Consider the following 26,923-nt stretch of genomic DNA (forward strand, 5'->3'; position numbering starts at 1 on the left):
ACAGCCGGCCTAGAATGCGCGCCATGAGCACCGAAACGCCCAAGCCCTCCCCCACCGAAACGCCCGCGCCGAAACCGGACACGGCGAAACTGCCGAAGGAAATCGGCGGCCAGAAAGGCCCCGAGCCGACCCGTTACGGCGACTGGGAAAAGAACGGCCGCTGCACGGACTTCTGACGCCCCGACGCGGCCGCCAATGTCACCAGACCACCATGCGGCGATAAATATGCCAACTGGCGTGCCCCAGAACCGGGAGCACGATGACAATCCCGAGCAGCGCCGGCAAGGCGCCGAGAACAAGCCCCAAGACCACCACAGCGCCCCAGCCGAACACGAAGAGCGGGTTGCGCGCCATGGTCTGGACGGACATGGAAATCGCCTGCGTCGCAGACACGGAGCGGTCCAGCACCAGCGGAAATGAAATGAAGAAGACCGCCAGGGCGCAAACCGCGAAAACCGCGCCGGTGGCGCAGCCGGCGAGGATCAGCATCCAACCCGCCTGGGTGGTGAACACCAGGCCCCAGAAGGGCGCGTATTGTTCCGCCGCCTGGCCCAGCGTGGCCGCGTAGATCAGCCCGGCCACAACATTCCAGGCCACGAACAGCAGGATCGCGAGCATGCTCAGCCGCTGGATCGCGCGCAGCTGCGGCGAGGCGCCGAGATTGGCCGCCGAGGCATCGCCGCGTTCGCGCTGGCGGCTCAGCGCGGTGAACCAGAGGGTCGCCAACGGGCCGAGCAGGGCGAAGCCGGCGCAAATGGGAAACACGAAGGGCCGAAAATCCCTGATGACGATCGCGCTGGCGACAAAGACCGCCGCGAGCGGGTAGATCACCGCCATGGCCAGCGCATCCGTCCGGAAATGACGCACATCATCGAAGCCAAGGGCCAACACCTCCGGAATGTCTTTGAGCGTCAGCCTGCGTATTTCAAACCGGGTGGGCGGGACATCGGAACGATGCGCGGAGAGATATGGAAACGCTGTAAAGGTCATGCGGTTCACTCCTCTGATTTTTCAGCCCTGTTTATTGCTTATTATTGCTTACGAGGGCTTGGTTCGTCGGCATTTCAAGTGCGAACGAGTCGAACTATCGGCAATGCGAAGCCGAATGGTCAACAGAATAATTTGTAAGGCGAACAAGATCTCAACAGGAGGCAGCCGCGGGCCCCGTCTCAACGCCTCAGTCAAAAAAAGTTTTTGCGCCGCTTTTTTCAAAAAGCGGCTGCTTTCTTCTCTCCAAAAAGCCAGCTTGGAATGCGCGCCACGAGCACCGAAACGCCCGCGCCAAAAAGTGGCTCGCAACCGCAAAACGGCTTGGTGCAGAGCATTGCATTGGTCTTGAGGGTTCGTGGGTTAAGACGCAACCGTTAGCGACGACTGGTCTTGAAATCCGCGACACTGATCTTGAGCAAACAGTCTCGCTTAAAGAGCGTTTCGACCTGGCGATGTCTTTGGAGGTCGCCGAGCATTTAACGCCCCAGCGCTCCGACTCGTTCGTTGCAGATTTATGCAAGGCATCTGACGTGGTTCTTTTTAGCGCTGCAACCCCCGGGCAAGATGGACATGGTCATCAAAACGAGCAATGGCCATCCTATTGGGCGGAGCGTTTTATTCGGCTTGGATACATTTTTTTTGATGTCATAAGGCCAATTGTTAAATCGGATCAAACAATCGAAATGTGGTATCGGACGAATGTAATACTTTACGCTCGACCCGAACAAAGTTTATCAATCTTGATGAATCTCAAAAGGAAACATCTAACCAATCTTGACCTTCCGATGGAAACCGTCGGGGTCAAGATGGCTTCTTCGCAATTTCTAGGCAGCACGAAAACATTGCTCCACTGGACAATGCGACGGACGTTGCAACGTCTGCAGCGAAAAGCGTGGCTTTCAGAGAAAAACTATAACCGATAGAAGCGTGGCCGCTTTTTCAAAAATCTCTCAAGCCGCTTCCTGAAAATTCGCGAGTTTCACCAGATGGCGCAGCACGTCGCGGGCGATGGGCAGAGACGTCCATATTCCGTGATATCGCCAGCCTCTGGTCCGGCCGCATTTATGAACTGGGCGGGGCTAATCCCGTGGTGACCGAAGACAGAGAAAGCTGCACTGCCAGCCTCTTGAACTACCTTACAAAAGACTTCATAACGCGTTATATAACACGTTATGGGTTCAATTATGGCAACTGACATATTACGAGACCTGGGCCCGATCTTCCTCGGCAGCCGCCTGAAGCGCTTGGCAGAGCGCATGCAGGCAGGGGCGGCAAGTACAATCGAGGACGCCGGATTAAGGGTACAACCTGCTCATATGCCATTGCTGACAGCCCTGGACCGCGGCCCCATGACGGTTGGCCGGCTCGTTGAGGTGGTTGGCTCCAGCCAGCCTGGCGTTACACGCGCCGCGGGCCAGCTTATCGACATGGGATTGATCCACTCGGTGTCCGGCACGGACCAGCGCCAAAGGACTCTGTCCCTCACCGCTGCCGGAGACGCGGTAATGGCGCGAACCAAGCTGCTGATCTGGCCACGGATCGAGACGGCCGTGAACGAGATCTGCGACGGCCTCTCCGGCCCCTTGCTTGATCAGATCACAGCCATAGAAGAGGCCTTGGCCGCGAAGCCGCTCAATGAGCGTGTGGCCGGCATCGCACGAGACACGCTCATCATCCGTGACTATGGCGACGACCTGGCTGCCGATTTTTATGAAATCAACGCGGAATGGATCACCTCCATGTTCCGCTTGGAGCAAACCGACCGCGAAGTCTTGGAAAATCCGAAGGAGCGCATCATCGAGCCGGGCGGGACGATCCTCTTCGTCGAGGCTCCCCATCTCGGCGTGATCGGCACCTGCGCGCTGCAAAAGACGGGCGCTAGCAGCTTCGAACTGACGAAAATGGGCGTGCGGGCCAGCGCGCGTGGCCTGAAGGCTGGGGAATTCCTGCTTTCGGCGGCGATTGATCGCGCGAAGGCAATGGGGGCGAAGACATTCTATCTCCTGACGAGCAGACGCTGCGAATCCGCAATTCACCTCTATGAAAAGCTCGGGTTCCAGCACGATGCGGAGATCATGGAAAAATATGGAGCACGATATGAGCGCTGCGATGTGGCGATGAGGTATCGCGGTTGAACGGTATTATCTAACATCTCGGCGACGTTATCATCCTGGCCCGCACGCCCGACGATGCCGGTGGCGGCGCCTGACGGGCGTCTGGCATGCCCGGAATCGGTGACACTTATTTAAAAGCACGATCATACACATGTGATTCGACACGCTTCCACCCGGATGTTGGATCCCGCAGGATGATCCCGCACGCCCCGTGGAAGGAAGAGCAAAATGCAAACCGTCAAATACCGCCTGTTCGAGCCTCGTCTGGCGCCCCGACGCACCAAAATCGAGGTCCCCGGCTGGGGCGGCGCGAAGGAACCGCGAAAAGACGGCTCTCACGAGCAGGCCTGGCACTGCCTGCCCTTCGTCGAAGGCGCGCAAGCCGGCATCGAATTATTCTACCCCTATGAGCATGAATTACGCGTCAGCCGGCGCGATGGCGGGCCACATTTCGAGGGGGTCTTCGGCCCCGATCCCCAAAGCGGAATCCAATGGCCGCCGTTCCGCGCTTTTGGTGCGCAGTATTACACCTATCAGCTCCTGCTCGACCTGAAGGTGCCCGAGGGCATGGCGGTCCGCACGGAGCCGCACCCGCGCTTCTACACCAGCGCCACCGATGACGTGCCGATCGCCGTGCCCGCCACTTTGCGCACCAACTGGTGGCCATTGATCGCCTTCGTCGTCTTCAAAACCCCGCCCGCGGGCGGCACCCACATCTTCCGGCCCGGCGAGCCCTTCATGCAGCTCCTCATCCTGCCTACGGACAATCCGTTCGAACTGGTGCCGATGGATGAGACGGAGGCCGCCGAGCGCGAGCTGCAAAGTCGGCGCATCCATGCCAGCCGCGCCACCCTGGCGAAAGACACGACCTGGACCTCCTCGACCCGCACGGTGTTCGACGGCACCTACCGCCACATCCTTGGCGCGGCCCGCGCCAAGGATAAATCCGCGGAGGACTGATAACCGGGCTTCGGGCAACAACCTGCGCGCCCAAACCGCCATTCCGGCGAAAGCGGGACGCTTCTGCCCCCCGGCACTTAGAAAACAATGCCGCCTGGTATGAGAGGGGTTTTTCCAATCAATCGGAAAAAAACCCTCTCGTCTCGGCAATGCACAGGCTCACGCCGGGCATAAAGCTGTCACGCCACGATCAATCGCGGTGGTGATGGTGATGATGATAGTGGTGGTGATGATGGTGATGATGATGATGGTGATAGTAATAATAATACTGCACCGGCTGCGCCCGCATCTGCTCCTGGGCCTGGCGCAATTCGGCATCGCTTGCCTTCAGCAATTCCACCGCATTCGGGATGGGCTGCAACAATTCGGAATAAGACGAAACCTGCATGGGCCGCGCCATTTCCGCCCCGTGATCAACGGCAGCTTGCGCTGAACCCAACCCGGCGAGACTGGCAATCCCACCGATCAACACGGCGGTTTTCTTCTTCATAGTCATTCTCCTAATCAAGGAGCACAGCGTATCGGCGGCGAAGCTGGCCTTTTTATGGCGGACCATGGTGCAAATTTTTGATTTTATATTCGATGGTTTTCATGAATTGGTAAGTTTTTCTGGGGTCCTAACGTGACCGACGTTCAATCGTCACGGCTCGGCTGAATTTTGATCGGGACGAGAAACGCGTGTGGCTGATCCGGCATTTCGTCGTTGAATGGCGCCAGATGTGCGTTGCGTGCGTGAGTCAAGCGGTCGCATCGATCAGCGGGATACCGCTTGACTTGTCCACGCGCGCGGAAATTACCCGGCCGTCAGGCGCCACCTCGATCTCGATTACCGCGGTGCCGGAAGCGCCCATTTGTGCCAGGATGAACGGCACATTTTGGTTAGCCTCAATGATGGTGTACATCTGCGCGGCATAGCTCTGAATACCGCGGGTTGGCGCAGCCGGTGCCGCGCCCACTGGCGGCGCTGCACTGACGGGGGCCAAGATCGGCGGCGGCGCTTTGTTCGCCGGCGCGGAGCTCCGCTCCCAAGACGGCGCATCGCGGATAACAGGATGCAGCATATGTTTTGAAATGTGCCGCACCGACGGCTGGGTGGCCACGGCAATATGACTCGGCACCGGCGGCGGTTTGGGGATCACGTTCGGGACGGGCTTCGATGGCAGCGGGGCTTTTGGCGTCGGAGGCGATGCCGGCGGCGGCAGCTCCGTGAGCGTCACCTGCACTGCCTGCGACACGGGCTTCTGCCCCGAAGTCACGGAAATCCACACGCAAAAGATGGTGATGACACCGACCAGGAGGATAGCGGCGAGCGTGGCTCGCAGCAAGCCGAGTTCGCGTGGTTCCCAGCTGGACAAGCCATTATTGCCGGTCATCGTTTGCAAATCTAAATTCTTCGTCAATCCATGGCCGTCAGCCGCAGCAGCGGATCACGCCGCCCGTTTTCAAAAAACGGTTAAGTACCCTCGCTGTTGGTGGCGATGCCGATATTGGTGATGCCCGCCTTACGAACCAGGTCCATCACATTCATCAGCTGTTGCAGCTTGGTGCCCTTATCGCCGGCGACGATCACGTCGGTATCGTTGCGAGCTTTCACGCCCTGGAGATAGGTCTCCAGCGTGTCGGCACTCATCACCTGATCCTTCACGTGCATTTCTCCCTGTTGATCGATGATGATCACGACATCCGTATGCGGCAGATGCTGCGCGGTGGAGGCGCCGGGCAGCGACAGCGTCACGCCCGAATCCGGAATCATCCGCAGCACGATCATGACAAAAAACACCAAAAGGAACATCATGATGTCGATCATCGGCACAATTTCGAGACGGGGCTTCTCCCGCTCCAGCAGGCCACTGCGTTTGCGCATCGTTAGCCTCCGGCGCCGACGCGCGACGCTACCGGGCGCTGCGCCGCGTTGCCGCTAATGCCATTGCCATGCATGCGGTTGATCAGGATCAACTTGATCAGCTCGAGCTGATGCACGATCCGGCGAGTCAGGTTGTTGAAATAATTGACGAAGTACACTGCAATGATCGCAATCAGCAGACCGGCACCGGTGGAGACCAGCGCGTCGGCGATGCCACCGGTAACCTTCGAGGGACCGCCATTCGCGGACAACACGTTGAAGGCCTGGATCATGCCGATGATGGTGCCAAACAAGCCCAGCAGCGGGGCGATGGTGACGGAGGTATCGAGCACCCAGAGCAGGCGGTTGATCTTCGGCATCGCGGCCATGATCTCTTCCTCAATATGCATCTCCGTGTCGTCCGCATCCTCGCCGCGCGAGGCGATGGCGGTGGCGATTAGATGCCCTTGCAGGGTGTCGGAGAATTCATTGGCGATCGTCTGCAACGCAGCGATGTTCTGATACGGTACCTGGCGCAGGCTGTTATGAATGTCGCTTCCCTCGCGCTGCATCTTCTTCAAAAAATACAGGCGCTCAATGGCCACTGCGAGAGTACTGACCAGCAGCAGCGGCATGATCGCCAGCAACCCGCCCGTGAGGGTGATTAGTCTGATGAGCTCCGTCATAGCCTTAAATCCTAACGCGTATGTTAATGTCCATCTCGACCAAGCGCCGGCTGTAATCGAGGTGGCCGTGCTGGCGCCACGGAAGCCAGAGAGCCGGATGACGGGCAAGCGCCCGCTCACGTCACCCGGCGGATACGCGCGCCGCCAGTGGCCGTGGCACCGGCGGCGGCATCCAAAAGAGGCCGTTCTGTTCAGAACCGTTGCGAGAAGCCGGCCAGGACAGTCCGCCGCAACCCGAATTGCGGTGCGAAGACGCCCACGCCGGCGCCGGTGCGCAGCTCATAGGTGCGGTCGAACAGGTTATACACATCGAGCCGCACGGAGGCGCCATGCCAGCCGGCGAAATTCAGCTGCTGCACGATCGAGCCGTTCACCGTGTAATAACCGGGCACTTCCGCGCCGTTGGGAATATATCCGAGCTCACCGGGGCTCCCGAGATCGGAGCGCAGGCCGCTGCCATAGACCAGATCGGCAGTGAACAAAGTCGGGTTCCGCGTCTTCGCATTCAACGTGTAGGCAACGCCGCCGGAACCAGTCACAAGCTGGTCATGGTCGAGGTGGATCCAGTGGTTCTGGCTGAAGGCCAGGGTCGCGGGGTCGAAATTGAACTGTGCGGTTTCGATATCCTTGCCGATGGCGCGCGACACGGCGAGGTTTCCATAGATCGACCATGGCCCGCGATCGTAGCTGCCGGTAAACTCCACGCCACTATCCTGTCCTTGCGCGTAATTGAAGGCGGTGAGGATCACCGGCGCGCCGAACTGGCCTTCATCGATCAGATCCGTGGCGGTTTTGAAGTAAGCATCCACGCCCACTTGCAGGTACGGCGAGAGCATCTGCTGTACGCCCACATCGTAATAATTATCGCGCTCCGGCTTCACCGTGTTGTCCCCGGTGCCCGGCGCGGCCCCCGATGTGCCATTGAAGGTTGCCACCTGCTCGCCGCCGACCAGCTCGAAAGGCGGCGGCGTGAAGTAGCGCGCGTAGCCGATATGCAGCGTGGTGGTGTTGGTGGCGTTCCACACCACGTTCACGCGCGGGCTGAGCTGCGTGCCCGACGTATATTCGTTCACCCCATCGAAACGCGCGCCATAATTGATCGTCACGCGCGGCAGAATGCGCCATTCGTCCTGCACGTACAGCCCATAGAGCGTGCCTGTTTTCTGCTGGCCCTGATAAATCGTCTCCGGGGTCTCGGAGGTCTGCATGCCGTCGGCATCCACCGGCAGCACTGCCGAGGCGGTGGAGACATTCAGCTGATCCATCTCAACCTGGAAGCCGAAGCGCAGCGTGTGCGCATTGTTGATCCGCCAGCTGCCGTCGCTCTGCACGCCATTCGACAGGATCGAGCGATCCGCGGTCTGCGCAATGCCGGTGAACATCAGATCGCCGATCGGATCGGGCGTGTAGTTCAGGCTGCTATAGCGCGTATAGAGAGAGATCTGCTCATTGACATTGTCGTTGAACTGCTTCTGCAGCGAGAGAATGCCGAAATCAGTAATCTCGCGCTGATATTCATTGAGATCTGCGCTATTGAAATTGCTGATGCCGTCGACACTGTAGATCGGCGTCTGTCCGGGATTGTTTGGAATCTGAAATTCCTCGTTGGAGATACCAACGATCAGGCTCACGCGCGTGGTCGGGTTCAGAATCGTCGAAATATTGCCCAGGAAATGATACTGGTCGCTGGTATCATGAATCGGCGAAAAGCTGCCAGTCGGGTTCTCGATGCCGACCGGGTTGCGCAGCAAATCCCCGGTGAAGAAATAGTCGGTGTTTCCCGCGACGCCGCCATAGCTGAAGCTCGGTTGCAGATAGCCGCGCGAACCGCCTTCCATGGAAATCTCGCCACCGGGATCGGTCGCGCCTGATTTCGCCTGAATATCCACAACGCCCGCCTGGAGGAATCCGTATTCCGCCGGCAGCGCACCGGTGATCAGCGACATCGAGTGCGCAAAGCGCGTCTCCAATACCTGGCCGAACACCGAGAGACCCTCGGGAAGTTCCACGCCATTGATCCGGTACTGCACCTCGTCATGGTCGCCGCGCACATGGATCTGGCCATAACTGTCCTGCGCCACACCGGGCGCCTGCATCAGCACCTGGTTGAACGGGGCGCCACCGTTCCCCGGAATATTCTTCAGCGCCTTAGGGCTGAAATTATAACGGGTCGCCCCGAGATTGGTCTCGATCTCGCTGCGCGCGTCATCGAGCTTCTCCGCGACCGTCACCGTGCGAACCAGGGTCGGACTCGCGGCATCATCGCCCAAGGCAACCTCCGTCGGCGCCACCGGGTTCGTGGTGACGGTGGTGGCTGGCGCGGTCTGCGCCGCCGCCGGCCAAATCCCCAACCCGCCGGCGGTCAGAACCAGAAAAGTCGATTGCAACAATATCTTACGCATCAGCCTGATAGAACCTCTGTCGAACAAAGTATATGTTATACTATAACGTGTAAGACGTTATAGTATAACATCTTCCAGACACAAGCTGTGACACGCCGCAAAAAAGCCACCGGAACATCCGGCGGCTTTCGCGCAAAGCAAGTGGCCGCTTTTTGAAAAAAGCGGCGCAAAAATTTTTTATACGTTCACGCCAGTGGCGCTGAACCAGGCACGGCCAAGTTTAAAGACGCGGACTGCCCTGCCTGATTTAGAGCCGATCACTCGTCACCTTGAGAACCGATCTGCGCCAGATTGACGTTATACAGTCTTGCTGTATATCCAAAATGTCGGGGTTGATAACGAGGAGCCTTCATGTCGATCGAAACTAACAAAGAGATCATTCGGCAGTTCAACGTCGAAGTCATCCAAAATGGGAACCGCGCCGCATTCGAGGCGCTCGTGGCGCCGGACTTCGTCAATCGATCCGCACCGCCCGGTGCGCCAAACGGTCCCGAAAGCCTTTGGGCTACATTCGAGCACGTTCTTCGCCCCGCATTGTCCGGTCTTCGCGTGACGATTCACGATCAGATCGCCGAGGGCGACAAGGTAACGACTCGAAAGACGATCAGCGGCATACATATGGGACCTTTCGCGGGTGTCACGCCGACGAGAAAGCCTGTCTCCATCGATGTGATCGACGTGGTTCGCGTTCGGAACGGTCAGTATGTCGAGCACTGGGGCATCAACACTTTGCCCAGCGTGCTCGCCGCGCTCAAAGCCTGAGGCGCCGGTGGCAAATGAACAGGTGCTTCCGGACGATCTGGCGTTGGCCGAGCGGCTCAGGCAGGCCATCGGAGATTTCGTGCGTGTCGTTCGCGCCCAATCCGACACCCCGACCACAGCGCGTCTTGAAACACTCGATCTTCTCGATCGCGCGGGGGCGTTGACCACCGCCGAGCTCGCTCAGCGTCGTTATGTGAAACACCAGAGCATGCGTCTCGTCATTGAGCAGCTGGAACGCGACGGCTTGGTCGAGAAGACCGCCGACCCTCAGGACCGACGCGGCCAGTTGATCGTGCTCCGCCTCGAAGGACGCGCGGCCTTAGCGCAAGATCGCCAGGCGCGCGCCCTTTGGATCGCCGCGGCCTTGCACGACCACATCGGGTCTGAAGAACGTCGCGACCTTGAACGCGCCATCGGTCTTCTGGAGCGCCTTGCGGAGGGCGCAGTCTGCGCGCGGCCTGATCGGGGCGCGGCAGATCGTCGAACGCGCTAGCCTGCCAATATTTCCAAGCCATTTGGGGCGCTGCTGTGATCGGGCGCCCCTGTCCGCTCGAGGCCGGTTCCGGCTGGTGCGAAGTTCAAGAATTATGCACCTATTCTAACCCGCGGCTAAAAGCGGGGTTTTCGGTTGCAAAAGTCCGGGGCCTCAACCTTCGGCAACCGCCTCTAAGTCGGGCTCCTGAAAGGCGATCCGAACAAACTCATCGTCAAGAAATGGCCCATGTCAAAGCACAATGAACCATCCGGCCATGAAACCGTCTTGACCGGGGCCATCGAAATCTGCAGACATTGCCCAATGGCTTGGGCCATCGCACATGACCATGCAATTCCAGCGGTACTGTCCCGCCTTCTTCGGTGTGAAGGTCATGGTTGTCGTGACTGGCTTGATCGACCCATCCGGTTCGTCAATCCCTGCCTTGATCATGATATTGAGTCCGAGTGCCGGGGACGTCATCGTATGATTACCGTCATCGAAATTCACGATGGTCAGAGTGACCGGAACGCCTGCCCTGAGGACGAAATCCGAAGGAGCGAACATGTCATGATGTGCCTTGTCCGGTCCGGTCACACCCATGCCGCCGGGCAGTACGTACACGGTGTAATGCTGCTTCGTCACACCCTGGAAGGCGGCAGTCACTGCAGAAGAGGTTCCCGGCTGGTTATCCGCGAACGCAGAAGCCGCCGGTAGAGCTAGGCTAAGAACAACGCAGGCCGTGACCGCGACCTTCATCCTCTGACTCCTTCTTTTTTGCTATCCGTAACACAAATGGTTCGATTGCAAAACCGAGTCTCGGCCACGCCGGACCAGCGTCCCGAGGCGCACAACGCGGCGGGGACCACAGGGCGCTTCATTCGACCTGGACCTGTGCTGTTGCGGCCGGCACGGATCCAGATCGGTTATTCACTCTCGTTAGTGCGACTCTTCGAACGTCACACCATTGCCGATTGCGCAAGCAAACTGCGCCTCGTGCAGGACCGTGTCATTCACAGGGGTCAAGAAGACACTGTTCAGATCCACGCGCCCGCCCGGCTGAACGCGAAACGCGTTGAATTCAAGAACCGCCGTCTTATCGGGGCGAACCGTAAAGTGCGTCGTTGAGAATGCAATGCTGTGGTCACCCTGGACCATGAAGGCATCCGGCTGAACGCTGCCGCGAACGGCCGGACCGGCTTTGCCGGTGCCCTGATCCGTACAGCGCGACAAATCAAGAACGACGTGGATATCCTTGCCCCCGAGCACAGCATGTTGAAGGGCCGCCGTGCTGTTCAGCTCCTGCGCCATGGCGTCACGGTGAGTTCCGACCAGAGCGATGAGCGCGGCAGCGGCGACTGTAAGCAAACGGGATGTCATTATGTCTCCTGTTTCGATATTCAGTGCCCCTTTTGGGGCCATGCCTGATATATGGCGTCAGGTCCGGATAACCAGCCCGTCCATCGCTTAAGGCTGCGCCGAATTACTTCCACGCGTGCCCATGCCAACGCCCCAGGCCCACCCAAAAAAGTTTTTGCGCCGCTTTTTTCAAAAAGCGGCTACTTTTTTTCTCTCAAGCCGCTTCCTGCAAGTTCGCGAGCTTCACCAAATTGCGCAGCACGTCGCGGGCGATGCCGACACGGGCTGACACGTCCATGTCGCGCGCCACCACCAGCTTCTGGTCCGGCCGCACTTTCAGCGTGCCGCCGCGCGAGGCGATCCAGCTTAAGAGCCCGGCCGGGTTGTTGAACTCGTTCTTGCGGAAGGAGATGACCATGCCTTTCGGCCCGGCATCGAGTTTTTCTACGCCGGCCTCGCGGCAGGCGCGTTTCAGGGCCACGGTCTCCAGCAGATTCTCGACCTCGACCGGCAGCTTGCCGAAACGGTCGCCCAGTTCCACCGCCAGCGCTTCGCTCTCGGCATCCGAGGTGAGCGCGCTGATGCGCCGGTAGAGGCCGAGCCGCACCGGCAGGTCGCTGACATAGGAATCGGGGATGAGCACCGGCAGGCCGAGATTGATGTTCGGCGTCCAGTCGCGTTCCGCGGCTTTCTTGTTCTTGCCCTCGGCGCGGATGGCGTTCACCGCGTCTTCCAGCATCTGCTGGTAGAGTTCGATGCCGACCTCGCGGATATGGCCGGACTGTTCGTCGCCCAGCAGATTGCCGGCGCCGCGCAGATCCAGATCGTGCGAGGCGAGCGTGAAGCCGGCGCCCAGCGTGTCCAGCGTCTGCATCACCTCTAACCGTTTGGTGGCGGCGGCGGAGAGCACATGGTGCGCCGGCCAGGTGAGATAGGCGTAGCCGCGCTGCTTGCCACGGCCGACGCGGCCGCGCAGCTGGTACAGCCCGGCGAGGCCGAACATGTCGGCGCGGTAGATGATGAGCGTGTTCACCGCCGGCATGTCGAGCCCGCTCTCGACGATGTTGGTGGCGAGCAGCACGTCGAATTTGCCCTCGCCGAACTCAGTCATCACGCGTTCCAGCTCGGTCGGCGCGAGCCGGCCATGGGCGATCACCGTGCGGATGTCCGGGGCGATTTCGCGCAGGCGTGCGGCCATCGGCTCGAGGTCCTCGATGCGCGGCACCACGCAGAAAATCTGTCCGCCGCGGAATTTTTCACGCGCGATCGCTTCTTTGATCACCAGGCTGTCGAACGGCATGATGAAGGTGCGCACCGCAAGGCGGTCCACCGGCGGGGTGGTGATGAGCGAGAGGTCACGCACGCCGGTGAGCGCGAGTTGCAGGGTGCGCGGGATCGGCGTGGCGGTGAGTGTGAGCACGTGCACGTCGGCCTTGAGCTGCTTCAACCGCTCTTTATGCGCGACGCCGAAATGCTGCTCCTCATCGACGATCAGCAGGCCGAGATCGGAGAAGCTCACGCCCTTGGCCATCAGCGCGTGGGTGCCGATGACGATGGAGATGCTGCCATCGGCGAGCCCCACGCGGGTGGAAGCCGCCTCCTTGGCGGTGACCATGCGCGAGAGCTGCGCGACCTTGATCGGCAGCCCCGCGAAGCGCGCCGAGAAGGCGCGGTAATGCTGGCGCGCGAGCAACGTGGTCGGCACCACCACGGCCACCTGCGAGCCCGCCATGGCCGCGACGAAGGCGGCGCGCAACGCCACCTCGGTCTTGCCGAAACCCACATCGCCGCACACCAGCCGGTCCATCGGCTTGCCCGCGGCGAAATCCTCCAGCACGTCGGAGATGGCTTTGGCCTGGTCCTCGGTCTCGGTGTAGGGGAAGCGCGCGCAGAATTCGGCGAAGGCGCCTTCTTCCGGGGCGATCAGCGGCGCCTCGCGCGTCTGCCGTTCGGCCGCCAGGCGGATCAGCCCCGCCGCCATGTCCTGGATGCGGTTCTTGGCCTTGGCCTTGCGCGCCTGCCAGGAGGCGCCGCCCAGCTTGTCCAGCGAAACGCCGTCGGTCTCCTGGCCGAAGCGGGACAAGAGGTCGATATTTTCCACCGGCAGGAACAATTTGTCGCCGCCATCGTAGAGCAGGCGCAGGCAATCATGCGCCGCGCCGTTCACGGTCACCGTCTCCAGCCCGTCATAGCGGCCAATGCCATGGTCCTGATGCACCACCAGGTCGCCGGCGGCGATCTCGGTGGCGTCGGCGATGAACTGGTCGGCGCGTTTGCGCCGCTTCGGCGGCCGGGCGATGCGGTTGCCCAACAAATCCTGCTCGGCCACCAAGGCCAGCCGGTCGGTGAGGAAGCCGCGCTCAATGCCCAGCACCGCGAGGCCGACCGTGCCCTTGGGCAGCGCGCGGGCCTCGTCGGCGGTGGCGATGGCGCGCACCTCGCGGAGCCCATGCTCGCGCAGCATCAGCGTCAACCGCTCGCGTGAGCCGGCACTCCAGGCCGCGAGCACGATGCTGCGCCCCGCGGACGCCCATTTGCCGCGCAATTCCGCGAAGGCTTCGAACGCCGCGATGTTCTGGCCCGCCAGAATCGGGCCCGGGCGGCCGCCGAAATCCACCCCCTCCGCGCCGTCCGGCCGGCTGAAGGGCGAAAAGCTGAAGCAGGGGCTTCGGTTCAGCACCGCATCCCAGGCTTCCTGGTCGAGATAGAGCAATTCCGGCGCGATCGGCCGGTAAGGCTGCTCGCCGGCACGGGCCGGGCCGCGGCGCTCGGCATAATGGTCGGCGATCAGCTCCAGCCGCGCCGCCACCGCCGCCTCCATCTGGTAATCCAGGCTGACCGAGGCGTTCGGCACATAGTCGAAAATCGTCTCCATCTCGCCGGAGAAGAGCGGCGCGTAATGCTCGAGGCCGGCATGCCGCCTGCCCTCGCTCACCGCCTCGTAAAGCGGATCCTCGACCGCCTTGGCCCCGAAAATCTCGCGCCAGGCGCTGCGGAAACGGGCCACGGCGGCCTGGTCGAAGGCGATTTCCGAAGCGGGGTGGAAATCGAGCTGGCCGGTCGCCTCGCCGCTGCGCTGCGTCTCGGGGTCGAAGCGGCGGATGCTCTCGATGGTGTCGCCGAACAGATCGATGCGCACCGGGGCGGCCTCGCCGGCGGGGAACACATCGATGATGCCGCCGCGCAGCGCGTATTCGCCGGCGTCCATCACCGTGCCGGTGCGCCGGTAGCCATCGGCATCGAGAAACGCCGCGATGTCCTCGGGCGACACGCTGTCGCCCACGGCCAGCCGCATGCCCGCGCCCTGCAGGGCGGCGCGCGGCGCGACCCGCTGCAGCGCGGCGTTGATGGTGGTGAGCACGATGCGCTTGCGCTTGGGCTCGGCCTGCAGCCGGCTGAGCGCGGCGATGCGTTCCGCGACGATGGCGCCGTTGGGCGACACGCGGTCGTAAGGCAGGCAGTCCCAGGCGGGAAAGCTGATGACCTCGATTTCCGGGCCGAAAAAGCCGATCGCCTCCTGCAGCCCGGCCAGGCGCGAATCGTCGCGGGCGATGTGCAGCACCGGCGCGTCCTGCTCGGCCCAGCGCCGCACCAGCGCCAGGGCATCCACGCCTTCGGGGACTCCGTAAATCGGGATCATCGGTTGAGCGCCGCCTCGCGGATGCGCCGCAGCATCGGGCTGTCGGCGTGCGCGGGAATCGGCTTGCGCCCGGTCAGCCAATCGGCGAGCTCCGCATCGGGAAATTCCATGACTGCCTCGATCTCATTCAACTCCGCCTCCGACATGGTGGCGACCCGCGCCTTCACGAAATCGCCGATCAGCAGATCGTTCTCATAAGTGCCGCGGTGCTGGGCGCGAAACACCAGGCGGCGGCGGCGGGGATCCAGGGACGACGGATCGTAAGATTCGGGCGTTGTCATGCGGGTTGCGATATAAGGCCGGTTTGGCCATGAGTCAGCCCGTGTCTTCCGAGATTCTCACCCCTCTTCGCGCGCCCCTCAACAGCCTGCCCGGCCTTGGCGAGCGCCTGTCCACGCTCATGGCCAAGCTCGTCGGCGGCGACTCGGTGCGCGACGTGCTGTTCCATCTGCCGGCCGATTTTCTCGACCGCCGGGCCTCCCCACCGTTGCGCGAGGCGCGGCCCGGCATGGTCGCAACCTTGCGGGTGGAGGTCATCCGCCATGAGCCCCCGGCCAGGAAGAGCCAACCGCACCGGGTCGTCATCAGCGACGGCACGGGCATGGCGGAGATCGTGCTGTTCCACGCGGCGCGGCTGACGCAATTTCCCGTGGGCGCGAAACTGCTGGTCTCCGGCAGGCTGGAGGCGTTCTCCGACCGGCTGGTGATGGCGCACCCCAATTATGTCATATCCCAGGCCCAGGCACAAAATTTTCCCTGGATCGAGCCGGTCTGGCCGCTCACGGCGGGTATCGTCCCCCGCATCATGCGCCGCGCCGCTTTGGGCGCACTCTCCCGGCTGCCGGATTTCGCCGAATGGCACGACCCAACCATTCTCGCCCGCCGTCATTGGCCCAGTTTCGGCGCGGCCTTGCACGCACTGCACGCGCCGGAACAAATGCCGGACGACAAGGCGGCGGAACGCCTGGCCTATGACGAGCTCCTGGCCCGGCAACTCGCCTTCGCCATCGTGCGCTCGCGGCGGCGCAAGCAGCCTGGCCGCGCCCTGCACGGCGATGGAAAATTGCGCAAAACGGCGCTGAACCGGTTCGGCCACGCTCCCACCGCCGCACAGTTGCAAGCCCTGGCGGAAATCGACGCCGATCTCGCCGCGCCGCACCGCATGCTGCGCCTGCTGCAAGGCGATGTCGGCTCCGGTAAAACCCTGGTGGCGCTGCTCGCCATGCTGCGCGCGGTGGAAGCCGGCGCGCAGGCGGCGCTGATGGCGCCGACCGAGATTCTCGCCAAGCAGCATTTCGCGACGTTCGAAAAACTCTCGCCCGTGCCTGTGGCGTTGCTCACCGGCGGGGTCAAGGGCAAGGCCCGCGCTGCGATCCTGAAATCCCTCGCCGACGGCACGTTGCCGATCGTCATCGGCACGCACGCGATCTTTCAGAAACATGTGGAATTTTCCGACCTCGCGTTAGCGGTCATCGACGAGCAGCATCGTTTCGGCGTCGATCAGCGCCTCGCCCTCGGCGCCAAGGGCGAGGCCACCGACCTCCTGGTGATGACCGCCACGCCGATCCCCCGCACGCTGCTGCTGACCCATTGGGCGGAAATGGACTTGAGCCGCATCGGCGAAAAACCCGCCGGGCGGGAGCCGATCGTCACCACCATCCACAAGCTCGGCGAGCTGGAAAACGTGCTCGCCGGCATCGCCCGCGCCATCGCCGCCGGCGGCCGCGTCTATTGGGTGTGCCCGCTGGTGACGGAATCGGAAGTGATGGACATCACCGCAACAGAAGTGCGCTTCCGCGAACTGCAAGCCCGTTTCGGCGCGCAGGTCACGCTGGCGCATGGCCAGCAGGAGGCCGCGGTGCGCGACCAGGCGATCGCCGACTTCGCCGCCGGGACCGCGAAAATTCTCGTCGCCACCACGGTCATCGAGGTCGGCGTGAACGTGCCGGAGGCGAATGTCATGGTCATAGAGCACGCCGAACGCTTTGGCCTGGCGCAGCTGCACCAGCTGCGCGGCCGGGTCGGCCGCGGGGCGGCGAAAAGCTATTGCCTCCTCCTGCATGACGACAAGATCGGCGAGACGGCACGCAAAAGGCTCGCGCTGCTGCGCCAGACCGAAGATGGCTTTCTCATCGCCGACGAGGATTTCCGCCTGCGCGGTTCAGGTGATTTCCTCGGCCGCCGGCAGTCGGGACTTCCCGGTTATCGGTTAGCTGACCCGGAGAAACATGCAGAGCTGCTGGCGATGGCGCGGCAGGACGCGGTGCTGGCGCTGCAGCGCGACCCGAAATTGGAAGGCCCGCGCGGGCAGAATCTGCGCGTGCTGCTGAACCTGTTCGACCAGCGCGAGGCGATTCTCACCGTGCGGTCGGGGTAGAAAGAAAGCGGCCGCTTTTTGAAAAAAGCGGCGCCAAAAACTTTTTTTATGCTGGGACATGGGCGTTACCGGCGACAACGCCCATGCCCCAGCAATTATCGGAGAACCAGCATGCCGGAGACCAACTACCCCACAATGCCGCAGGTCGGCATCGGCATCGTCGTGCTGCGCGGCGAGGAAGTCCTGCTGGTCCGGCGTGGCAAGCCGCCGGGCAAGGGCGCATGGTCGCTGCCCGGCGGCCGGCAGGAACTCGGTGAAACGGCGGAAGCCTGCGCCCGACGCGAACTGCTGGAAGAGACCGGCATCATTGTCGGCCCGCTCACCCTCATCGCCCATGTCGATTCGATCCATCGGAACCGCACCGGGCGGATCGAGTTCCATTACACCATCCTCGATTTCGGCGGACTCTATGAATCCGGCGCGGCGGTGCCCGGCGACGACGTCAGCGAACTCGCCTGGGTGCGGCCGGAGGATTTCGACGCCTACAAACTCTGGCAGGTGGCGCGCGACGTGATCGCCCGGGCGTTCACGCAACTCCAGGCGAAGTAAGGGAAGGAAGCGCTACTTTTTGTGAACAAAAAGTAGCAAAAAACTTTGTTATGCTGGGCGGAGGGGCTGAAGGTTCCGGCGGTGCGTAGCACCGTTGGAATAGCCCCGGAGGGCATGGGTTGTGTCGGCGACAACGCCCATGGCCCAGCATAAATAAAAGTTTTTGGTGCCGCTTTTTTCAAAAAGCGGCCGCTTTCTTCCCCTTTTCCCCGCCGCCACGTACAAGCCTCGGCATGAGCACAAAACTCCCCATTTCCGCCCTCATCGAGGTCATGGCGGCGCTGCGTGATCCGGTTTCCGGCTGTCCCTGGGACCGCGAGCAGGATTTTGCCAGCATTGCGCCCTACACGGTCGAGGAAGCTTATGAGGTGCAATCCGCCATCGCCGCCAATGACCCGGCGCAGTTGAAGGACGAGCTGGGCGATTTACTGTTCCAGGTGGTCTACCACGCACGGCTGGCGGAAGAGCAAGGCTGGTTCAATTTCCATGATGTCGCGCAGGGCATCACCGACAAGATGGTGCGCCGGCACCCGCATGTGTTCGGCGACGCAGAGGCGCGCGATTCCGGCGCGCAAAGTGCGGCCTGGGAAGCGCAAAAGGCGCAGGAGCGCCAGGCCCACGCCGAGACCGGCGTGCTGGACGGCGTGGCCGCCGCCCTGCCCGCTTTGCGCCGCGCGCAAAAACTCACAGCGCGCGCCGCCAGGGTAAAATTCGACTGGCCGGATGCCGACACCGTGCTCGACAAGCTGACGGAAGAAACCGCCGAACTGCGCGCCGAGTTGCCGGGCGCGGATGCAACCAGGTTGCAGGACGAGCTGGGCGACATGCTGTTCGTGCTCGCCAACCTTGCTCGTAAACTCGGGCTCGATGCGGAAACCTGCCTGACCGGCGCCAACGCGAAATTCATCCGCCGTTTCCGCCATATCGAGGACTCGCTCGCTGCCCAAGGCAAGACGCCGCGCGATTCCAGCCTGGAAGAAATGGACCAACTCTGGAATGCGGCGAAGGAGGCCGGACTATGAACAATTTGCTCGACGGCTATGCACGCTTCCGCAAAGGCTATTGGCGGCGCCACCAGAAGCGTTTCTCCATCCTGGCGCGGGACGGCCAGTCTCCCCCGGCCATGGTCATCGCCTGCGCCGATTCCCGCGTCGCGCCTGAAGTGGTCTTCGACTGCGCGCCGGGAGAAATTTTCGTCGTGCGCAATGTCAGCAACCTGGTTCCGCCCTACGCCCCGGACTCGGCGAATCACGGCACCTCGGCGGCGCTGGAATTTGCCGTCACGGCGCTGAATGTCCGCACCATCGTCGTGCTCGGTCATAGCGGCTGCGGCGGCATCCGCGCCTTGATGCAGGGGCCCGGCGGCGACCATGGCGACTTCATCGCCTCCTGGATGGCGATCGCCGGCGAGGCCCGCAAGCGCGTGTGCGATGCGCCGGATGCGGCCAGCACGGATTTCGACACGCTCTGCAGCCGCTGCGAGCATGAATCGATCCGCGTCTCCCTGGCCAATTTAATGACCTTCCCGTGGATCCGCTCCCGAGTGGAAGAGGGCCGCCTGACGCTGACGGGCATGCATTTCACTGTGCAAACCGGCCGCGTGGACATCGTGGCGTAAGAAAGGAAGAAAGCAGCCGCTTTTTGAAAAAAGCGGCACCAAAAACTTTTTGTTATGCTGGGCCATGGGCGTTGTCGCCGACACCGCCCATGGCCCAGAGTAAATAAAGTTTTTTTGCTACTTTTTGTTTACAAAAAGTAGCGCTTCCTTACTTTTTCTACCGCAGAATCGCCTCGTCGAAGGCGTGCCAGCTCGCCTCATCCGGGGTCAGCAGCAGCCCGCCATAGAAATTCGACGGCGTGTAGGGCGAGCCATCGAAATGCCGCCCGTACCCGCCGGCTTCCTGGTGCAGCAGCACGCCCGCCGCATGGTCCCAGGGCATCAGCTTGCCGAACATCTGCACGTGGCTGTGGCCGCCGGCGAGCATGCGGTATTGGTGCGCGGCGCAGCGATAATCGGTCACCGACGCCAGCCGGTCCAGCCGGCTCAGCACGCGGCTGCGCCGCGGCTCGGTGAAATAACGCCAGGAAAGCGAGCCGACCATCTCTCCCACCGGCACCGGTGCGGCAACCTTCAGGCGGCGGCGCGTGCCGTCGCGCGCCACCGTCCACGCGCCGCCCCCGGCGAGCGCGACCGCGGTGTCGTCGCCGAGCGGATCGTGGATGAAGCTCGCCAACACCTTGTCGGCTTCGACCAATGCGGCCATCACGCCGAACAGCGGCAGCTCGGCGGCATAATTCGCCGTGCCATCGATCGGGTCGATCACCCAGACCCGGCCCGGCCGCGCCAGGCGCTGCAGCAGTTCCGGATCGGCCGACGCCGCCTCCTCGCCCAGCACGTCATCACCGGGAAACAGTTTTTTGAACCCCGCGGTCAGCGCCCGCTCGGCCGCTTCATCGGCCACCGTGACCGGATCCAGCGGGCCTGATTTGGTGCGCACGTCCTCGAGGCCGAGCCTGCGGAAACGCGGCATGATCTCGGCTTGCGCCACCGCCCGCAGCAAGGCGATGACTTCGTGGGTATCCTGATCGGTCATAATTGTTCGAACCTCGCTTTGTCTGCCGCGCTCAAGCGCAATTGCAGCCGCACATGCGTGTCGGTATCCTCGCGGTGCAGCACCTCGCCATGGCGATAGACCCAGGCCAGCCGGGCGCCGTCGGTGACCGGGATCTCCACCGCGAGCACCTCCAGACGCGTTGCCAGCCGCTCATCGATCACCGCCACCAGCCGGTCCAGTCCTTCACCGGTCAGCGCCGAGACGGCGATCGCCTCGCCCTGGACGACGCCGGCGACCCCGCCCAGCAGATCGGCCTTGTTCAGGACTTCCAACGTGCGGTCCGCCCAGTTTTCATCCAGCGTGCCATCCTTGGCCATGCGGTTCAGCACGCCCCGCACATCGCCGGCCTGCGCCTCGGTGTCGGGATGCGCCACATCGCGCACATGAAGCAGAATGTCAGCCTCGGCGACCTCCTCCAGCGTGGCGCGGAAGGATGCGACCAATTCGGTCGGCAGATCGGAGATGAACCCCACCGTATCGGAGAGAATGATGTTCCGCCCTGACGGAAGCTGCAAACCGCGCATCGTGGGGTCCAGCGTGGCGAACAGCTGATCCTGAGCGGTGACGGTCGCGCCCGTCAGCGCGTTGAACAACGTGGATTTCCCCGCGTTGGTATAGCCGACCAGCGCCACCACCGGGTAGGGCACGCGCTTGCGCGCGCCGCGGTGCAGGCCGCGGGTGCGCCGGACTTCTTCCAGCTCCAGGCGCAGCCGCGCGAGGCGGTCGCCGATCAAGCGGCGGTCGACCTCGATCTGCGTCTCACCCGGACCACCCAGGAAGCCGAAGCCGCCGCGCTGCCGCTCAAGGTGGGTCCAGGTACGCACCAGGCGCGAGCGTTGATATTCCAGATGCGCGAGTTCGACCTGCAGCGAACCTTCACGGGTCCGCGCCCTGGCGCCGAAAATATCGAGAATCAACCCGGTACGGTCGATGACCTTCGCCCCCCAGGCGACCTCCAGGTTGCGCTGCTGCACCGGGGTGAGCGCTGCATCCACCACCACGACACTGACATCGGCGGCGCGCAAAGCGGCCGCCGCCATCGCCACCTGGCCTTTGCCGAACAAGGTCGCGGGCGTGATCGCACGAATGGCGAATACCGCCTGATGCACCACCACCAACCCGATGGAGGCCGCGAGGCCAACCGCTTCGGCCAGCCGGGCCTCACTCGAACGCGAAGCCGTTCCGGTTCGGACCGCAGATTTGTCCCAAGGAAGAAGGATGGCCGCCCGGTTGGGCGGCGGCGCCGTGTCTTTCAGCCCTCGATGTCCTGGCTATAGTCGGGCTCCGCCCGGCTCAGCTTCAACGTGGTGGTGCTGCTGCCTTCCGCCGGCTGCGCGCCTTCGGTCTTGGTGGAGTCGAACAGCATGATCGGCGCGCCCGGCATCACGGTGCTGATGGCGTGCTTGTACACAAGCTGCGTATGGCCGTCACGACGCAGCAGAACCGAGAAATTGTCGAACCAGGTAATGACACCCTGCAGCTTCACGCCATTCACGAGGAATACCGTTACCGGCGTTTTGCTCTTTCGGACATGGTTGAGAAACACGTCCTGTACATTCTGGGATTTTTCATTGGCCACGGCGGGGTATCCTTTATATTTTTGTCGTCATTCTGACGATGAGAGAGTTGCAGATCCTAAATGCCCAAGTTTTCAGCACGTACGTGGCGCACGTTGCCGGGGTCCTTCCTATAGCGATTTTGTGCGCCGCGGCAACGGGTTATATGCCTCTCTTCAATGCAGGACAGGCTTGCAGAGCGGCGCGCCGTTCGCACAGAATTGATGGATCGGCGCCGTCCCAATCGAACCAGGTCCGCTCGCGCGCGCGGCGGCATAGCCATGCGTAAATCAGCATGAACAAACGAACCGTAAACGTCGTTACCACCTAACAACAATTTGTTGCCTGCCACCGTTCATGCCAGGGCTTCAACGGACTTTGCCTCATGTGGCCTCGGCGACTCTATTGGCAACCTTGCGCGGATAAAATTTTTCAGCCAGAAACTCGTGTTTCCTGGAGTCATGTCGCTTGCCGCTGCCACCGCCCCCGAGAACCGCCACCATGCCAGCCGAGCCGACACAGGCGAAGCGCTTCGGTAAAACGCGCGCCGCGCAGAGCCAGGCGCTGCTGGAAGATTACGCGGAATTGATCGCCGATTTGCTGGCCGCCGAAGGCGAGGCACGCCCGACTGACATCGCGCGCCGGCTCGGCGTCAGCCACGCCACCGCCATCAAGACGATCGGCCGGCTGAAGCGCGAAGGGCTCGCCACCTCCCTGCCCTATCGCGGCGTGTTCCTCACCCCGGCCGGCGAGGCCCTGGCGAACAAGGTGCGCACCCGGCACCGCCTGGTGGTCGCCGTGCTCACCGCCATCGGCGTGCCGCACGAAGCCGCCGAGCAGGATGCCGAAGGAATCGAGCACCATATCTCCCCCGCCACCTTGCGGGCCTTCGCCGCATTCCTGAAAACCCGGGAATAAAAGGAAGAAAGCAGGCGCTTTTTGAAAAAAGCGCCGCAAAAACTTTTTGTTATGCTGGGCCATGGGCGGTGGCGCTGACGCAGCCTCAGGCCCAGAGTAAACAAAGTTTTTTGCTACTTTTTGTTCACAAAAAGTAGCCTTTCTATCCTTCTTCGCGCCGCCATTCCGCATCGAGCGCCGCGTTCACCTCGGCGCCGAACAGCACGGAATACGCGGTCAGGTAGAACCACATCATCAGGCCGATGATGGTCGAAAGCGGGCCGTAGGTCACGCTGTACGCGGCGAAGCGCCCCACATAGAGGCCGAACGCCCAGGAGCCGAGCAGCCAGATCACGGTCGCAAGCCCGGCGCCGGGCGCATAAAAGATACGGCCGGCTCCGGCCGGGCCGTATCGGTACAACAGGCCCAGCGCCATGGTCGCGAACACGATCATCACCGCGAAACTCGGCAACACGACCAGGCCCCGCGCATAGGCGGAGAGGCCGACGCGGGCGACAATGATGGGGATCAGCACCAGCACGCCGATCGCCAAGGCCGTGCCGAGCACCGCGATGAATGTCATGCCGAGCGACACGAGCTGGAAACGGAAGAAACCGCGCGTCTCGTCCTGCTTGTAGGCGAGCGACAAGGCGTTGAGCACCGATGTTGTGCCGGCCGCGGACGACCAGAGCGACAGCGCCAGGCTGATCAGGAAACTGATGCCAAGCCCCCGCGCCGGTTGCGACACCAGGCTCTGGATCCGCTCGGAAATCAGCACGAAGGCGGCAGGCGGCATGAAATGGCGCAAATAATGCAATTGCGGCTGCACGGTATCCGGGTTGTAAGCCAGGCCATAGAGGGAAATCAGCATGGTGATGCTCGGGAACAGCGCCAGCGTCGCGTAAAAGGCACAGCCGGCGGCCGCCAGGGACACGCCCTGCGAGCTGGTGGCGCGCCCGGCCGCGATCACCGCGCGTTTGATCAGCGGAATTTTGTTCCGCCGGAGCAACTGGCCGATCATTGATCGCCCCCCGTTTTCATGCCCGGATGGCGCCGCTGAGCGCGGCGCCCCCAAAGCGCGACGCCGTGTTTTTCTCAGCCCTGAAGCAAAAACGTCCGAATCGCGCCGATTGAAGCGGCATCCATCAGGGCCGGCGCGTGGCCCGCGTCCGGCACGATATGGCTCTTGGCCCCTTCTTTTTCCATGCGCTCGAGAGTCTCGGGCAGAAGCAGGTCGCTTGTCGCGCCGCGAATCGTCAGCACCGGCACCTTGATCGCCCCCCAGACTGGCCAGAGATCGACATCCAGCGGCATCGTGGCGCGCATCGGCTCGGCAATTTTCGGGTCGTAATGCAAAGCGAACGCGCCTTCCTGCCCGGCCTCCGGCACGCTGCGCCCGGAATAGCGGGCCAGCAACGCCCACTCGGCATCGTCGAGCTTGCCGAACGGCGCGTGCACTTCGCGCAGATGCGCCTCCAGCGCCTGCATCGAGGGGAAGCGCTCCGGCACGCCGAGCATATAGTCGCGGATCCGTTTCAGCGCCGCCGCCGGAATGAACGGGCCGACATCGTTCAACACCAGTTTCGTCACCGGCGCGTTCTGCGCCGCCGCGACCATCATGCCGCAAATGCCGCCGAGCGACGTGCCGACCCATGTGACCGGCTTGTTCAGCGCGGCCAGCAGATGCGCCAGCGCGACCACATAAGTCGGCGGCTGATAAGCCATCCCCTCGCCAAGCCATTCGGACTGGCCCCGCCCCGGCAAGTCCGGACAGATCACGTGGAACTGGTCCGCCAAAGCTTCCGCCAGCAGATCGAAATCCCGGCCGGTACGGGTCAGCCCATGCACGCACAGCACCGCCGGCGCCGCCGGGTTGCCGAACTCGACATAGGCCATTTTGTAGAATTTGGTGCCCAGAAGATAGGTGACGGTGTTGAAGCGCGCCATGTTGGTCCTTTCTTCACGCGGCCATCGACCGCCTCTCTGTGCTTGGTTATGGCTTAGAACATGATCGATCTGAAGCTATCATGCGGAAGAAAGGCAAGTGGCCGCTTTTTGAAAAAAGCGGCGCAAAAACTTTTGGTTATGCTGGGCCAGCGGCGGTGAAACCAGCACGACCCAAAGTTAATAAAGATTTTTTGCTTCATTTTGTTCACAAAAAGAAGTTTTCTTTTCTCTTCCTCACCGCGCTGATCGGGCGGCGACCGACCCGTCTTTGAACAGCGATTTTCTGGCTTTCTGGTCGTATCCGCGCTTCGCCGCCGCGCAGCCGGTCCGGGACATCTACGACAGCGCGCGGCTGCAGGCGCTCCAGCAGCTTTTATATCCCGGGTTTCGCAGCTTTTACCCTTATCTGTACCCGCCGACATTCCTGCTGGCGACCTGGTGGCTGCGATTTTGCGGCCTTGGCATGGCGCAGCTGCTCTGGAGCCTGACGGGGCTGGCTTGCTTGCTGGCCGCCAGCCCTAGCCTTTTTCCGCCGCCGGCTGGTGCTGCTGGCGCTGCTGGTCAGCCCCGCCTCTCTGCTCACTTTGGTCTCCGGGCAGACCGGCTATTTCACCGCCGCACTTCTGCTGTTCGGACTCGCTGTCCTGCCGCGCCGGCCGGTTCTCGCCGGCATCGCCTTCGGGCTCCTCACGCTGAAGCCGCAGTTCGGTGTTCTCCTGCCGGTGTTTCTCCTCGCCCGGCGGGATTGGGCCGCGATCGCCGCCGCCACGATCACGGCGCTCGGCCTCATCGCGGCGTCCTGCCTGACCTTTCTGCCCGCGCTCTGGGGCCTATGGCTCCACGCTTTGCCGGCCGGCCAGAACGCGTATTTTTCCTCGACCGGGCTGAACCTCATCATCACCCCGGCCGCCAACCTGATCTCTCTCGGGCTGGCGCCCGGCATGGCCTGGGCGGCGCAGATGCTCTGCGGCCTCGCGGTCGCCGCTGCGGTCTGGCTGTGCGCGCGCCGCGCCTCCTACCGGCACGCCATGGCGGTTTTGCTCGCCGGGATGTTTCTCGCCGTGCCGCATGCCTACGCCTATGACAGCCTTCCTTTGATCGCCGCCATGGCGCTGTGCTTGAGCGAGAGCACGCCGCCCTGGCAGGTCCTGCTCGGCGGCATCGTCTATCTCGCCCCTCTGCTGCTGCTCACCCCGGCGCAAAGCTGGTTTCTCTATGCCATCCCGCAGGCCCTGCTCTTCGCCATTACGATCGCGCTTGCCTTGGCCCGGCCTCGCGGCGCAATGTCCGGTCATGAGCCAAACGCTGCTTCCCTCCGATCGTGACTGGCTGCTGACCCATGGCGTGATGACCCGCCGCGTGCTCGCGTTGATCGCCGACTGCCTGCTGATCGGCATCGCCGGTTGGGCCGGGGCACTCGGCATCGCCCTGTTCGGCGTACTCACCCTCGGCCTCGGCTGGATGGCGTTCCACATCCTGCCCTGGATGCCGCTGGTCTACTATGCCTTGTTCATTGGTTATGCCGGCGCCACGCCGGGCCAGCGCCTGTTCGGCCTCGCGGTCCGCCAGGATGCCGATCTCGCGCGCCCCACCATGGCGCAGGCCTTGGTGTGGACGCTGCTGCTCTGGATCAGTTTCGGCCTCGCTTTCGTGCCGTTTCTGCTGGCGCTGATCACGCCGCGCCACCGCGCCACGCATGATCTGCTGTCAGGTCTGGTCGTCGTACGATCCACGCAAAACAATTATTGACGCCT

At 62.5% G+C, this 26,923-nt stretch carries 28 protein-coding genes and 1 pseudogene; 14 read left to right on the plus strand and 15 right to left on the minus strand.

Features of this window, described 5'->3' with window-relative positions; all coding sequences use genetic code 11:
• The first annotated feature begins 23 nt into the window (after positions 1-23).
• On the plus strand, positions 24-176 hold the full coding sequence (locus tag VNC39_RS02685) for a DUF1674 domain-containing protein (protein ID WP_325395970.1): 153 nt from the start codon (positions 24-26) through the stop codon (positions 174-176).
• Between the two features lie 22 nt (positions 177-198).
• Here VNC39_RS02685 and VNC39_RS02690 read toward each other — a convergent pair whose 3' ends face one another.
• Positions 199-990: a DUF2189 domain-containing protein gene (locus tag VNC39_RS02690; RefSeq protein ID WP_325395903.1), complete on the minus strand. Its 792-nt coding sequence runs from the start codon at positions 988-990 to the stop codon at positions 199-201.
• A 458-nt stretch (positions 991-1,448) separates the two neighbouring features.
• Between VNC39_RS02690 and VNC39_RS02695 the strand changes: the two genes are divergently transcribed.
• From VNC39_RS02695 to VNC39_RS02705, 3 genes are all read left to right on the plus strand, one after another.
• Positions 1,449-1,913, plus strand: coding sequence for a hypothetical protein (locus tag VNC39_RS02695; RefSeq protein WP_325395905.1), 465 nt, complete (start codon positions 1,449-1,451; stop codon positions 1,911-1,913).
• A 261-nt stretch (positions 1,914-2,174) separates the two neighbouring features.
• On the plus strand, positions 2,175-3,125 hold the full coding sequence (locus VNC39_RS02700; RefSeq protein ID WP_325395907.1) for a bifunctional helix-turn-helix transcriptional regulator/GNAT family N-acetyltransferase: 951 nt from the start codon (positions 2,175-2,177) through the stop codon (positions 3,123-3,125).
• Positions 3,126-3,332: 207 nt separating this feature from the next.
• Entirely contained in the window at positions 3,333-4,064 is a 732-nt protein-coding gene (locus VNC39_RS02705; RefSeq protein ID WP_325395909.1) for a hypothetical protein, read from the plus strand.
• A gap of 190 nt (positions 4,065-4,254) precedes the next feature.
• Here the strand turns inward: VNC39_RS02705 and VNC39_RS02710 are convergent, their stop codons facing one another.
• The 5 genes from VNC39_RS02710 to VNC39_RS02730 all read right to left on the minus strand — a co-directional run bounded on the left by VNC39_RS02710 (position 4,255) and on the right by VNC39_RS02730 (position 8,995).
• Positions 4,255-4,554 (minus strand): hypothetical protein, encoded by a 300-nt coding sequence (locus VNC39_RS02710; protein WP_325395911.1) that lies wholly within the window; start codon positions 4,552-4,554, stop codon positions 4,255-4,257.
• 247 nt (positions 4,555-4,801) lie between these two features.
• Positions 4,802-5,464 carry an energy transducer TonB family protein gene (locus VNC39_RS02715; protein WP_325395913.1) on the minus strand — a complete coding sequence of 221 codons (663 nt, stop codon included), beginning with the start codon at positions 5,462-5,464 and terminating at the stop codon, positions 4,802-4,804.
• Positions 5,465-5,517: 53 nt separating this feature from the next.
• Entirely contained in the window at positions 5,518-5,928 is a 411-nt protein-coding gene (locus VNC39_RS02720; RefSeq protein ID WP_325395915.1) for an ExbD/TolR family protein, read from the minus strand.
• A 2-nt stretch (positions 5,929-5,930) separates the two neighbouring features.
• Positions 5,931-6,593, minus strand: coding sequence for a MotA/TolQ/ExbB proton channel family protein (locus VNC39_RS02725; RefSeq protein ID WP_325395917.1), 663 nt, complete (start codon positions 6,591-6,593; stop codon positions 5,931-5,933).
• Between the two features lie 191 nt (positions 6,594-6,784).
• Entirely contained in the window at positions 6,785-8,995 is a 2,211-nt protein-coding gene (locus VNC39_RS02730) for a TonB-dependent receptor (RefSeq protein ID WP_325395919.1), read from the minus strand.
• Positions 8,996-9,346: 351 nt separating this feature from the next.
• Here VNC39_RS02730 and VNC39_RS02735 point away from each other — a divergent pair, with 351 nt between their 5' ends.
• Positions 9,347-9,757, plus strand: a complete 411-nt coding sequence (locus VNC39_RS02735; RefSeq protein WP_325395921.1) for an ester cyclase — start codon at positions 9,347-9,349, stop codon at positions 9,755-9,757.
• 7 nt (positions 9,758-9,764) lie between these two features.
• Positions 9,765-10,250: a MarR family transcriptional regulator gene (locus VNC39_RS02740; protein WP_325395923.1), complete on the plus strand. Its 486-nt coding sequence runs from the start codon at positions 9,765-9,767 to the stop codon at positions 10,248-10,250.
• 231 nt (positions 10,251-10,481) lie between these two features.
• Here VNC39_RS02740 and VNC39_RS02745 read toward each other — a convergent pair whose 3' ends face one another.
• The 4 genes from VNC39_RS02745 to VNC39_RS02760 all read right to left on the minus strand — a co-directional run bounded on the left by VNC39_RS02745 (position 10,482) and on the right by VNC39_RS02760 (position 15,509).
• Positions 10,482-10,988, minus strand: a complete 507-nt coding sequence (locus VNC39_RS02745; protein WP_325395925.1) for a hypothetical protein — start codon at positions 10,986-10,988, stop codon at positions 10,482-10,484.
• A gap of 180 nt (positions 10,989-11,168) precedes the next feature.
• Complete coding sequence (locus tag VNC39_RS02750; protein WP_325395927.1) at positions 11,169-11,609, minus strand: VirK family protein; 441 nt, start codon at positions 11,607-11,609, stop codon at positions 11,169-11,171.
• Positions 11,610-11,802: 193 nt separating this feature from the next.
• Complete coding sequence (gene mfd, locus VNC39_RS02755) at positions 11,803-15,228, minus strand: transcription-repair coupling factor (protein WP_325395929.1); 3,426 nt, start codon at positions 15,226-15,228, stop codon at positions 11,803-11,805.
• Positions 15,225-15,509 (minus strand): succinate dehydrogenase assembly factor 2, encoded by a 285-nt coding sequence (locus VNC39_RS02760; protein ID WP_325395932.1) that lies wholly within the window; start codon positions 15,507-15,509, stop codon positions 15,225-15,227. Before VNC39_RS02760 ends, mfd begins: the two co-directional genes overlap by 4 nt.
• Before the next feature lie 29 nt (positions 15,510-15,538).
• Here VNC39_RS02760 and recG point away from each other — a divergent pair, with 29 nt between their 5' ends.
• The 4 genes from recG (at position 15,539) to VNC39_RS02780 (ending at position 19,772) form a co-directional block, all read left to right on the plus strand.
• A complete protein-coding gene (gene recG / locus VNC39_RS02765; protein WP_325395934.1) occupies positions 15,539-17,605 on the plus strand; it encodes an ATP-dependent DNA helicase RecG in 2,067 nt (688 codons plus the stop codon).
• Positions 17,606-17,716: 111 nt separating this feature from the next.
• Positions 17,717-18,154 (plus strand): NUDIX hydrolase, encoded by a 438-nt coding sequence (locus VNC39_RS02770; protein ID WP_325395936.1) that lies wholly within the window; start codon positions 17,717-17,719, stop codon positions 18,152-18,154.
• A gap of 233 nt (positions 18,155-18,387) precedes the next feature.
• Complete coding sequence (mazG, locus tag VNC39_RS02775; protein ID WP_325395938.1) at positions 18,388-19,176, plus strand: nucleoside triphosphate pyrophosphohydrolase; 789 nt, start codon at positions 18,388-18,390, stop codon at positions 19,174-19,176.
• Positions 19,173-19,772: a carbonic anhydrase gene (locus VNC39_RS02780; protein ID WP_325395940.1), complete on the plus strand. Its 600-nt coding sequence runs from the start codon at positions 19,173-19,175 to the stop codon at positions 19,770-19,772. The genes mazG and VNC39_RS02780 overlap by 4 nt, the downstream gene beginning before the upstream one ends.
• Positions 19,773-19,929: 157 nt before the next feature.
• Here VNC39_RS02780 and VNC39_RS02785 read toward each other — a convergent pair whose 3' ends face one another.
• Genes VNC39_RS02785 through hfq form a run of 3 tightly spaced genes read right to left on the minus strand, consistent with a single transcriptional unit; the run spans position 19,930 to position 22,348 of the window.
• Positions 19,930-20,748 (minus strand): inositol monophosphatase family protein, encoded by an 819-nt coding sequence (locus VNC39_RS02785; protein ID WP_325395942.1) that lies wholly within the window; start codon positions 20,746-20,748, stop codon positions 19,930-19,932.
• Entirely contained in the window at positions 20,745-22,025 is a 1,281-nt protein-coding gene (gene hflX, locus VNC39_RS02790; protein ID WP_325395972.1) for a GTPase HflX, read from the minus strand. The genes VNC39_RS02785 and hflX overlap by 4 nt, the downstream gene beginning before the upstream one ends.
• A complete protein-coding gene (hfq, locus tag VNC39_RS02795; RefSeq protein WP_325395944.1) occupies positions 22,022-22,348 on the minus strand; it encodes an RNA chaperone Hfq in 327 nt (108 codons plus the stop codon). Before hfq ends, hflX begins: the two co-directional genes overlap by 4 nt.
• A 478-nt stretch (positions 22,349-22,826) precedes the next feature.
• On the opposite strand from hfq, the gene mntR reads away from it, so the two are divergent.
• Positions 22,827-23,243 (plus strand): manganese-binding transcriptional regulator MntR, encoded by a 417-nt coding sequence (mntR, locus tag VNC39_RS02800; protein ID WP_325395974.1) that lies wholly within the window; start codon positions 22,827-22,829, stop codon positions 23,241-23,243.
• 142 nt (positions 23,244-23,385) lie between these two features.
• On the opposite strand, the gene VNC39_RS02805 is transcribed toward mntR, so the two are convergent.
• Both VNC39_RS02805 and VNC39_RS02810 read right to left on the minus strand, forming a co-directional pair.
• Positions 23,386-24,243 carry a YihY/virulence factor BrkB family protein gene (locus tag VNC39_RS02805; protein ID WP_325395946.1) on the minus strand — a complete coding sequence of 286 codons (858 nt, stop codon included), beginning with the start codon at positions 24,241-24,243 and terminating at the stop codon, positions 23,386-23,388.
• Positions 24,244-24,317: 74 nt separating this feature from the next.
• On the minus strand, positions 24,318-25,169 hold the full coding sequence (locus tag VNC39_RS02810) for an alpha/beta fold hydrolase (protein ID WP_325395948.1): 852 nt from the start codon (positions 25,167-25,169) through the stop codon (positions 24,318-24,320).
• A gap of 80 nt (positions 25,170-25,249) precedes the next feature.
• On the opposite strand from VNC39_RS02810, the gene VNC39_RS02815 reads away from it, so the two are divergent.
• The 3 genes and pseudogenes from VNC39_RS02815 (at position 25,250) to VNC39_RS02825 (ending at position 26,918) form a co-directional block, all read left to right on the plus strand.
• The gene (locus VNC39_RS02815; RefSeq protein WP_325395950.1) at positions 25,250-25,441 is read left to right on the plus strand and encodes a hypothetical protein; all 192 of its coding nucleotides are present in this window, start codon (positions 25,250-25,252) and stop codon (positions 25,439-25,441) included.
• Between the two features lie 264 nt (positions 25,442-25,705).
• Positions 25,706-26,494: pseudogene (locus tag VNC39_RS02820) on the plus strand (glycosyltransferase family 87 protein); the annotation flags it as partial.
• Positions 26,463-26,918 (plus strand): RDD family protein, encoded by a 456-nt coding sequence (locus VNC39_RS02825; RefSeq protein ID WP_325395952.1) that lies wholly within the window; start codon positions 26,463-26,465, stop codon positions 26,916-26,918. The pseudogene VNC39_RS02820 and the gene VNC39_RS02825, both read left to right, overlap by 32 nt.
• Positions 26,919-26,923 lie beyond the last annotated feature (5 nt).

The sequence above is a fragment of the Acidocella sp. genome (assembly GCF_035535915.1).
GTDB lineage: Bacteria > Pseudomonadota > Alphaproteobacteria > Acetobacterales > Acetobacteraceae > Acidocella.

Excerpts from the sequence above, each read along its gene's own strand:
- VNC39_RS02735 (WP_325395921.1), top strand. The coding sequence starts at position 9,347 with ATGTCGATCGAAACTAACAAAGAGATCATTCGGCAGTTCAACGTCGAA.
- VNC39_RS02785 (WP_325395942.1), bottom strand. The coding sequence starts at position 20,748 with ATGACCGATCAGGATACCCACGAAGTCATCGCCTTGCTGCGGGCGGTG.
- mazG (WP_325395938.1), top strand. The coding sequence starts at position 18,388 with ATGAGCACAAAACTCCCCATTTCCGCCCTCATCGAGGTCATGGCGGCG.
- VNC39_RS02690 (WP_325395903.1), bottom strand. The coding sequence starts at position 990 with ATGACCTTTACAGCGTTTCCATATCTCTCCGCGCATCGTTCCGATGTC.
- VNC39_RS02810 (WP_325395948.1), bottom strand. The coding sequence starts at position 25,169 with ATGGCGCGCTTCAACACCGTCACCTATCTTCTGGGCACCAAATTCTAC.
- recG (WP_325395934.1), top strand. The coding sequence starts at position 15,539 with ATGAGTCAGCCCGTGTCTTCCGAGATTCTCACCCCTCTTCGCGCGCCC.
- VNC39_RS02770 (WP_325395936.1), top strand. The coding sequence starts at position 17,717 with ATGCCGGAGACCAACTACCCCACAATGCCGCAGGTCGGCATCGGCATC.
- VNC39_RS02705 (WP_325395909.1), top strand. The coding sequence starts at position 3,333 with ATGCAAACCGTCAAATACCGCCTGTTCGAGCCTCGTCTGGCGCCCCGA.
- VNC39_RS02725 (WP_325395917.1), bottom strand. The coding sequence starts at position 6,593 with ATGACGGAGCTCATCAGACTAATCACCCTCACGGGCGGGTTGCTGGCG.
- VNC39_RS02750 (WP_325395927.1), bottom strand. The coding sequence starts at position 11,609 with ATGACATCCCGTTTGCTTACAGTCGCCGCTGCCGCGCTCATCGCTCTG.
- VNC39_RS02815 (WP_325395950.1), top strand. The coding sequence starts at position 25,250 with ATGCGGAAGAAAGGCAAGTGGCCGCTTTTTGAAAAAAGCGGCGCAAAA.
- mntR (WP_325395974.1), top strand. The coding sequence starts at position 22,827 with ATGCCAGCCGAGCCGACACAGGCGAAGCGCTTCGGTAAAACGCGCGCC.
- mfd (WP_325395929.1), bottom strand. The coding sequence starts at position 15,228 with ATGATCCCGATTTACGGAGTCCCCGAAGGCGTGGATGCCCTGGCGCTG.
- VNC39_RS02700 (WP_325395907.1), top strand. The coding sequence starts at position 2,175 with ATGGCAACTGACATATTACGAGACCTGGGCCCGATCTTCCTCGGCAGC.
- VNC39_RS02685 (WP_325395970.1), top strand. The coding sequence starts at position 24 with ATGAGCACCGAAACGCCCAAGCCCTCCCCCACCGAAACGCCCGCGCCG.
- VNC39_RS02710 (WP_325395911.1), bottom strand. The coding sequence starts at position 4,554 with ATGAAGAAGAAAACCGCCGTGTTGATCGGTGGGATTGCCAGTCTCGCC.
- VNC39_RS02745 (WP_325395925.1), bottom strand. The coding sequence starts at position 10,988 with ATGAAGGTCGCGGTCACGGCCTGCGTTGTTCTTAGCCTAGCTCTACCG.
- VNC39_RS02780 (WP_325395940.1), top strand. The coding sequence starts at position 19,173 with ATGAACAATTTGCTCGACGGCTATGCACGCTTCCGCAAAGGCTATTGG.
- VNC39_RS02730 (WP_325395919.1), bottom strand. The coding sequence starts at position 8,995 with ATGCGTAAGATATTGTTGCAATCGACTTTTCTGGTTCTGACCGCCGGC.
- VNC39_RS02805 (WP_325395946.1), bottom strand. The coding sequence starts at position 24,243 with ATGATCGGCCAGTTGCTCCGGCGGAACAAAATTCCGCTGATCAAACGC.
- VNC39_RS02825 (WP_325395952.1), top strand. The coding sequence starts at position 26,463 with ATGAGCCAAACGCTGCTTCCCTCCGATCGTGACTGGCTGCTGACCCAT.
- VNC39_RS02720 (WP_325395915.1), bottom strand. The coding sequence starts at position 5,928 with ATGCGCAAACGCAGTGGCCTGCTGGAGCGGGAGAAGCCCCGTCTCGAA.
- VNC39_RS02760 (WP_325395932.1), bottom strand. The coding sequence starts at position 15,509 with ATGACAACGCCCGAATCTTACGATCCGTCGTCCCTGGATCCCCGCCGC.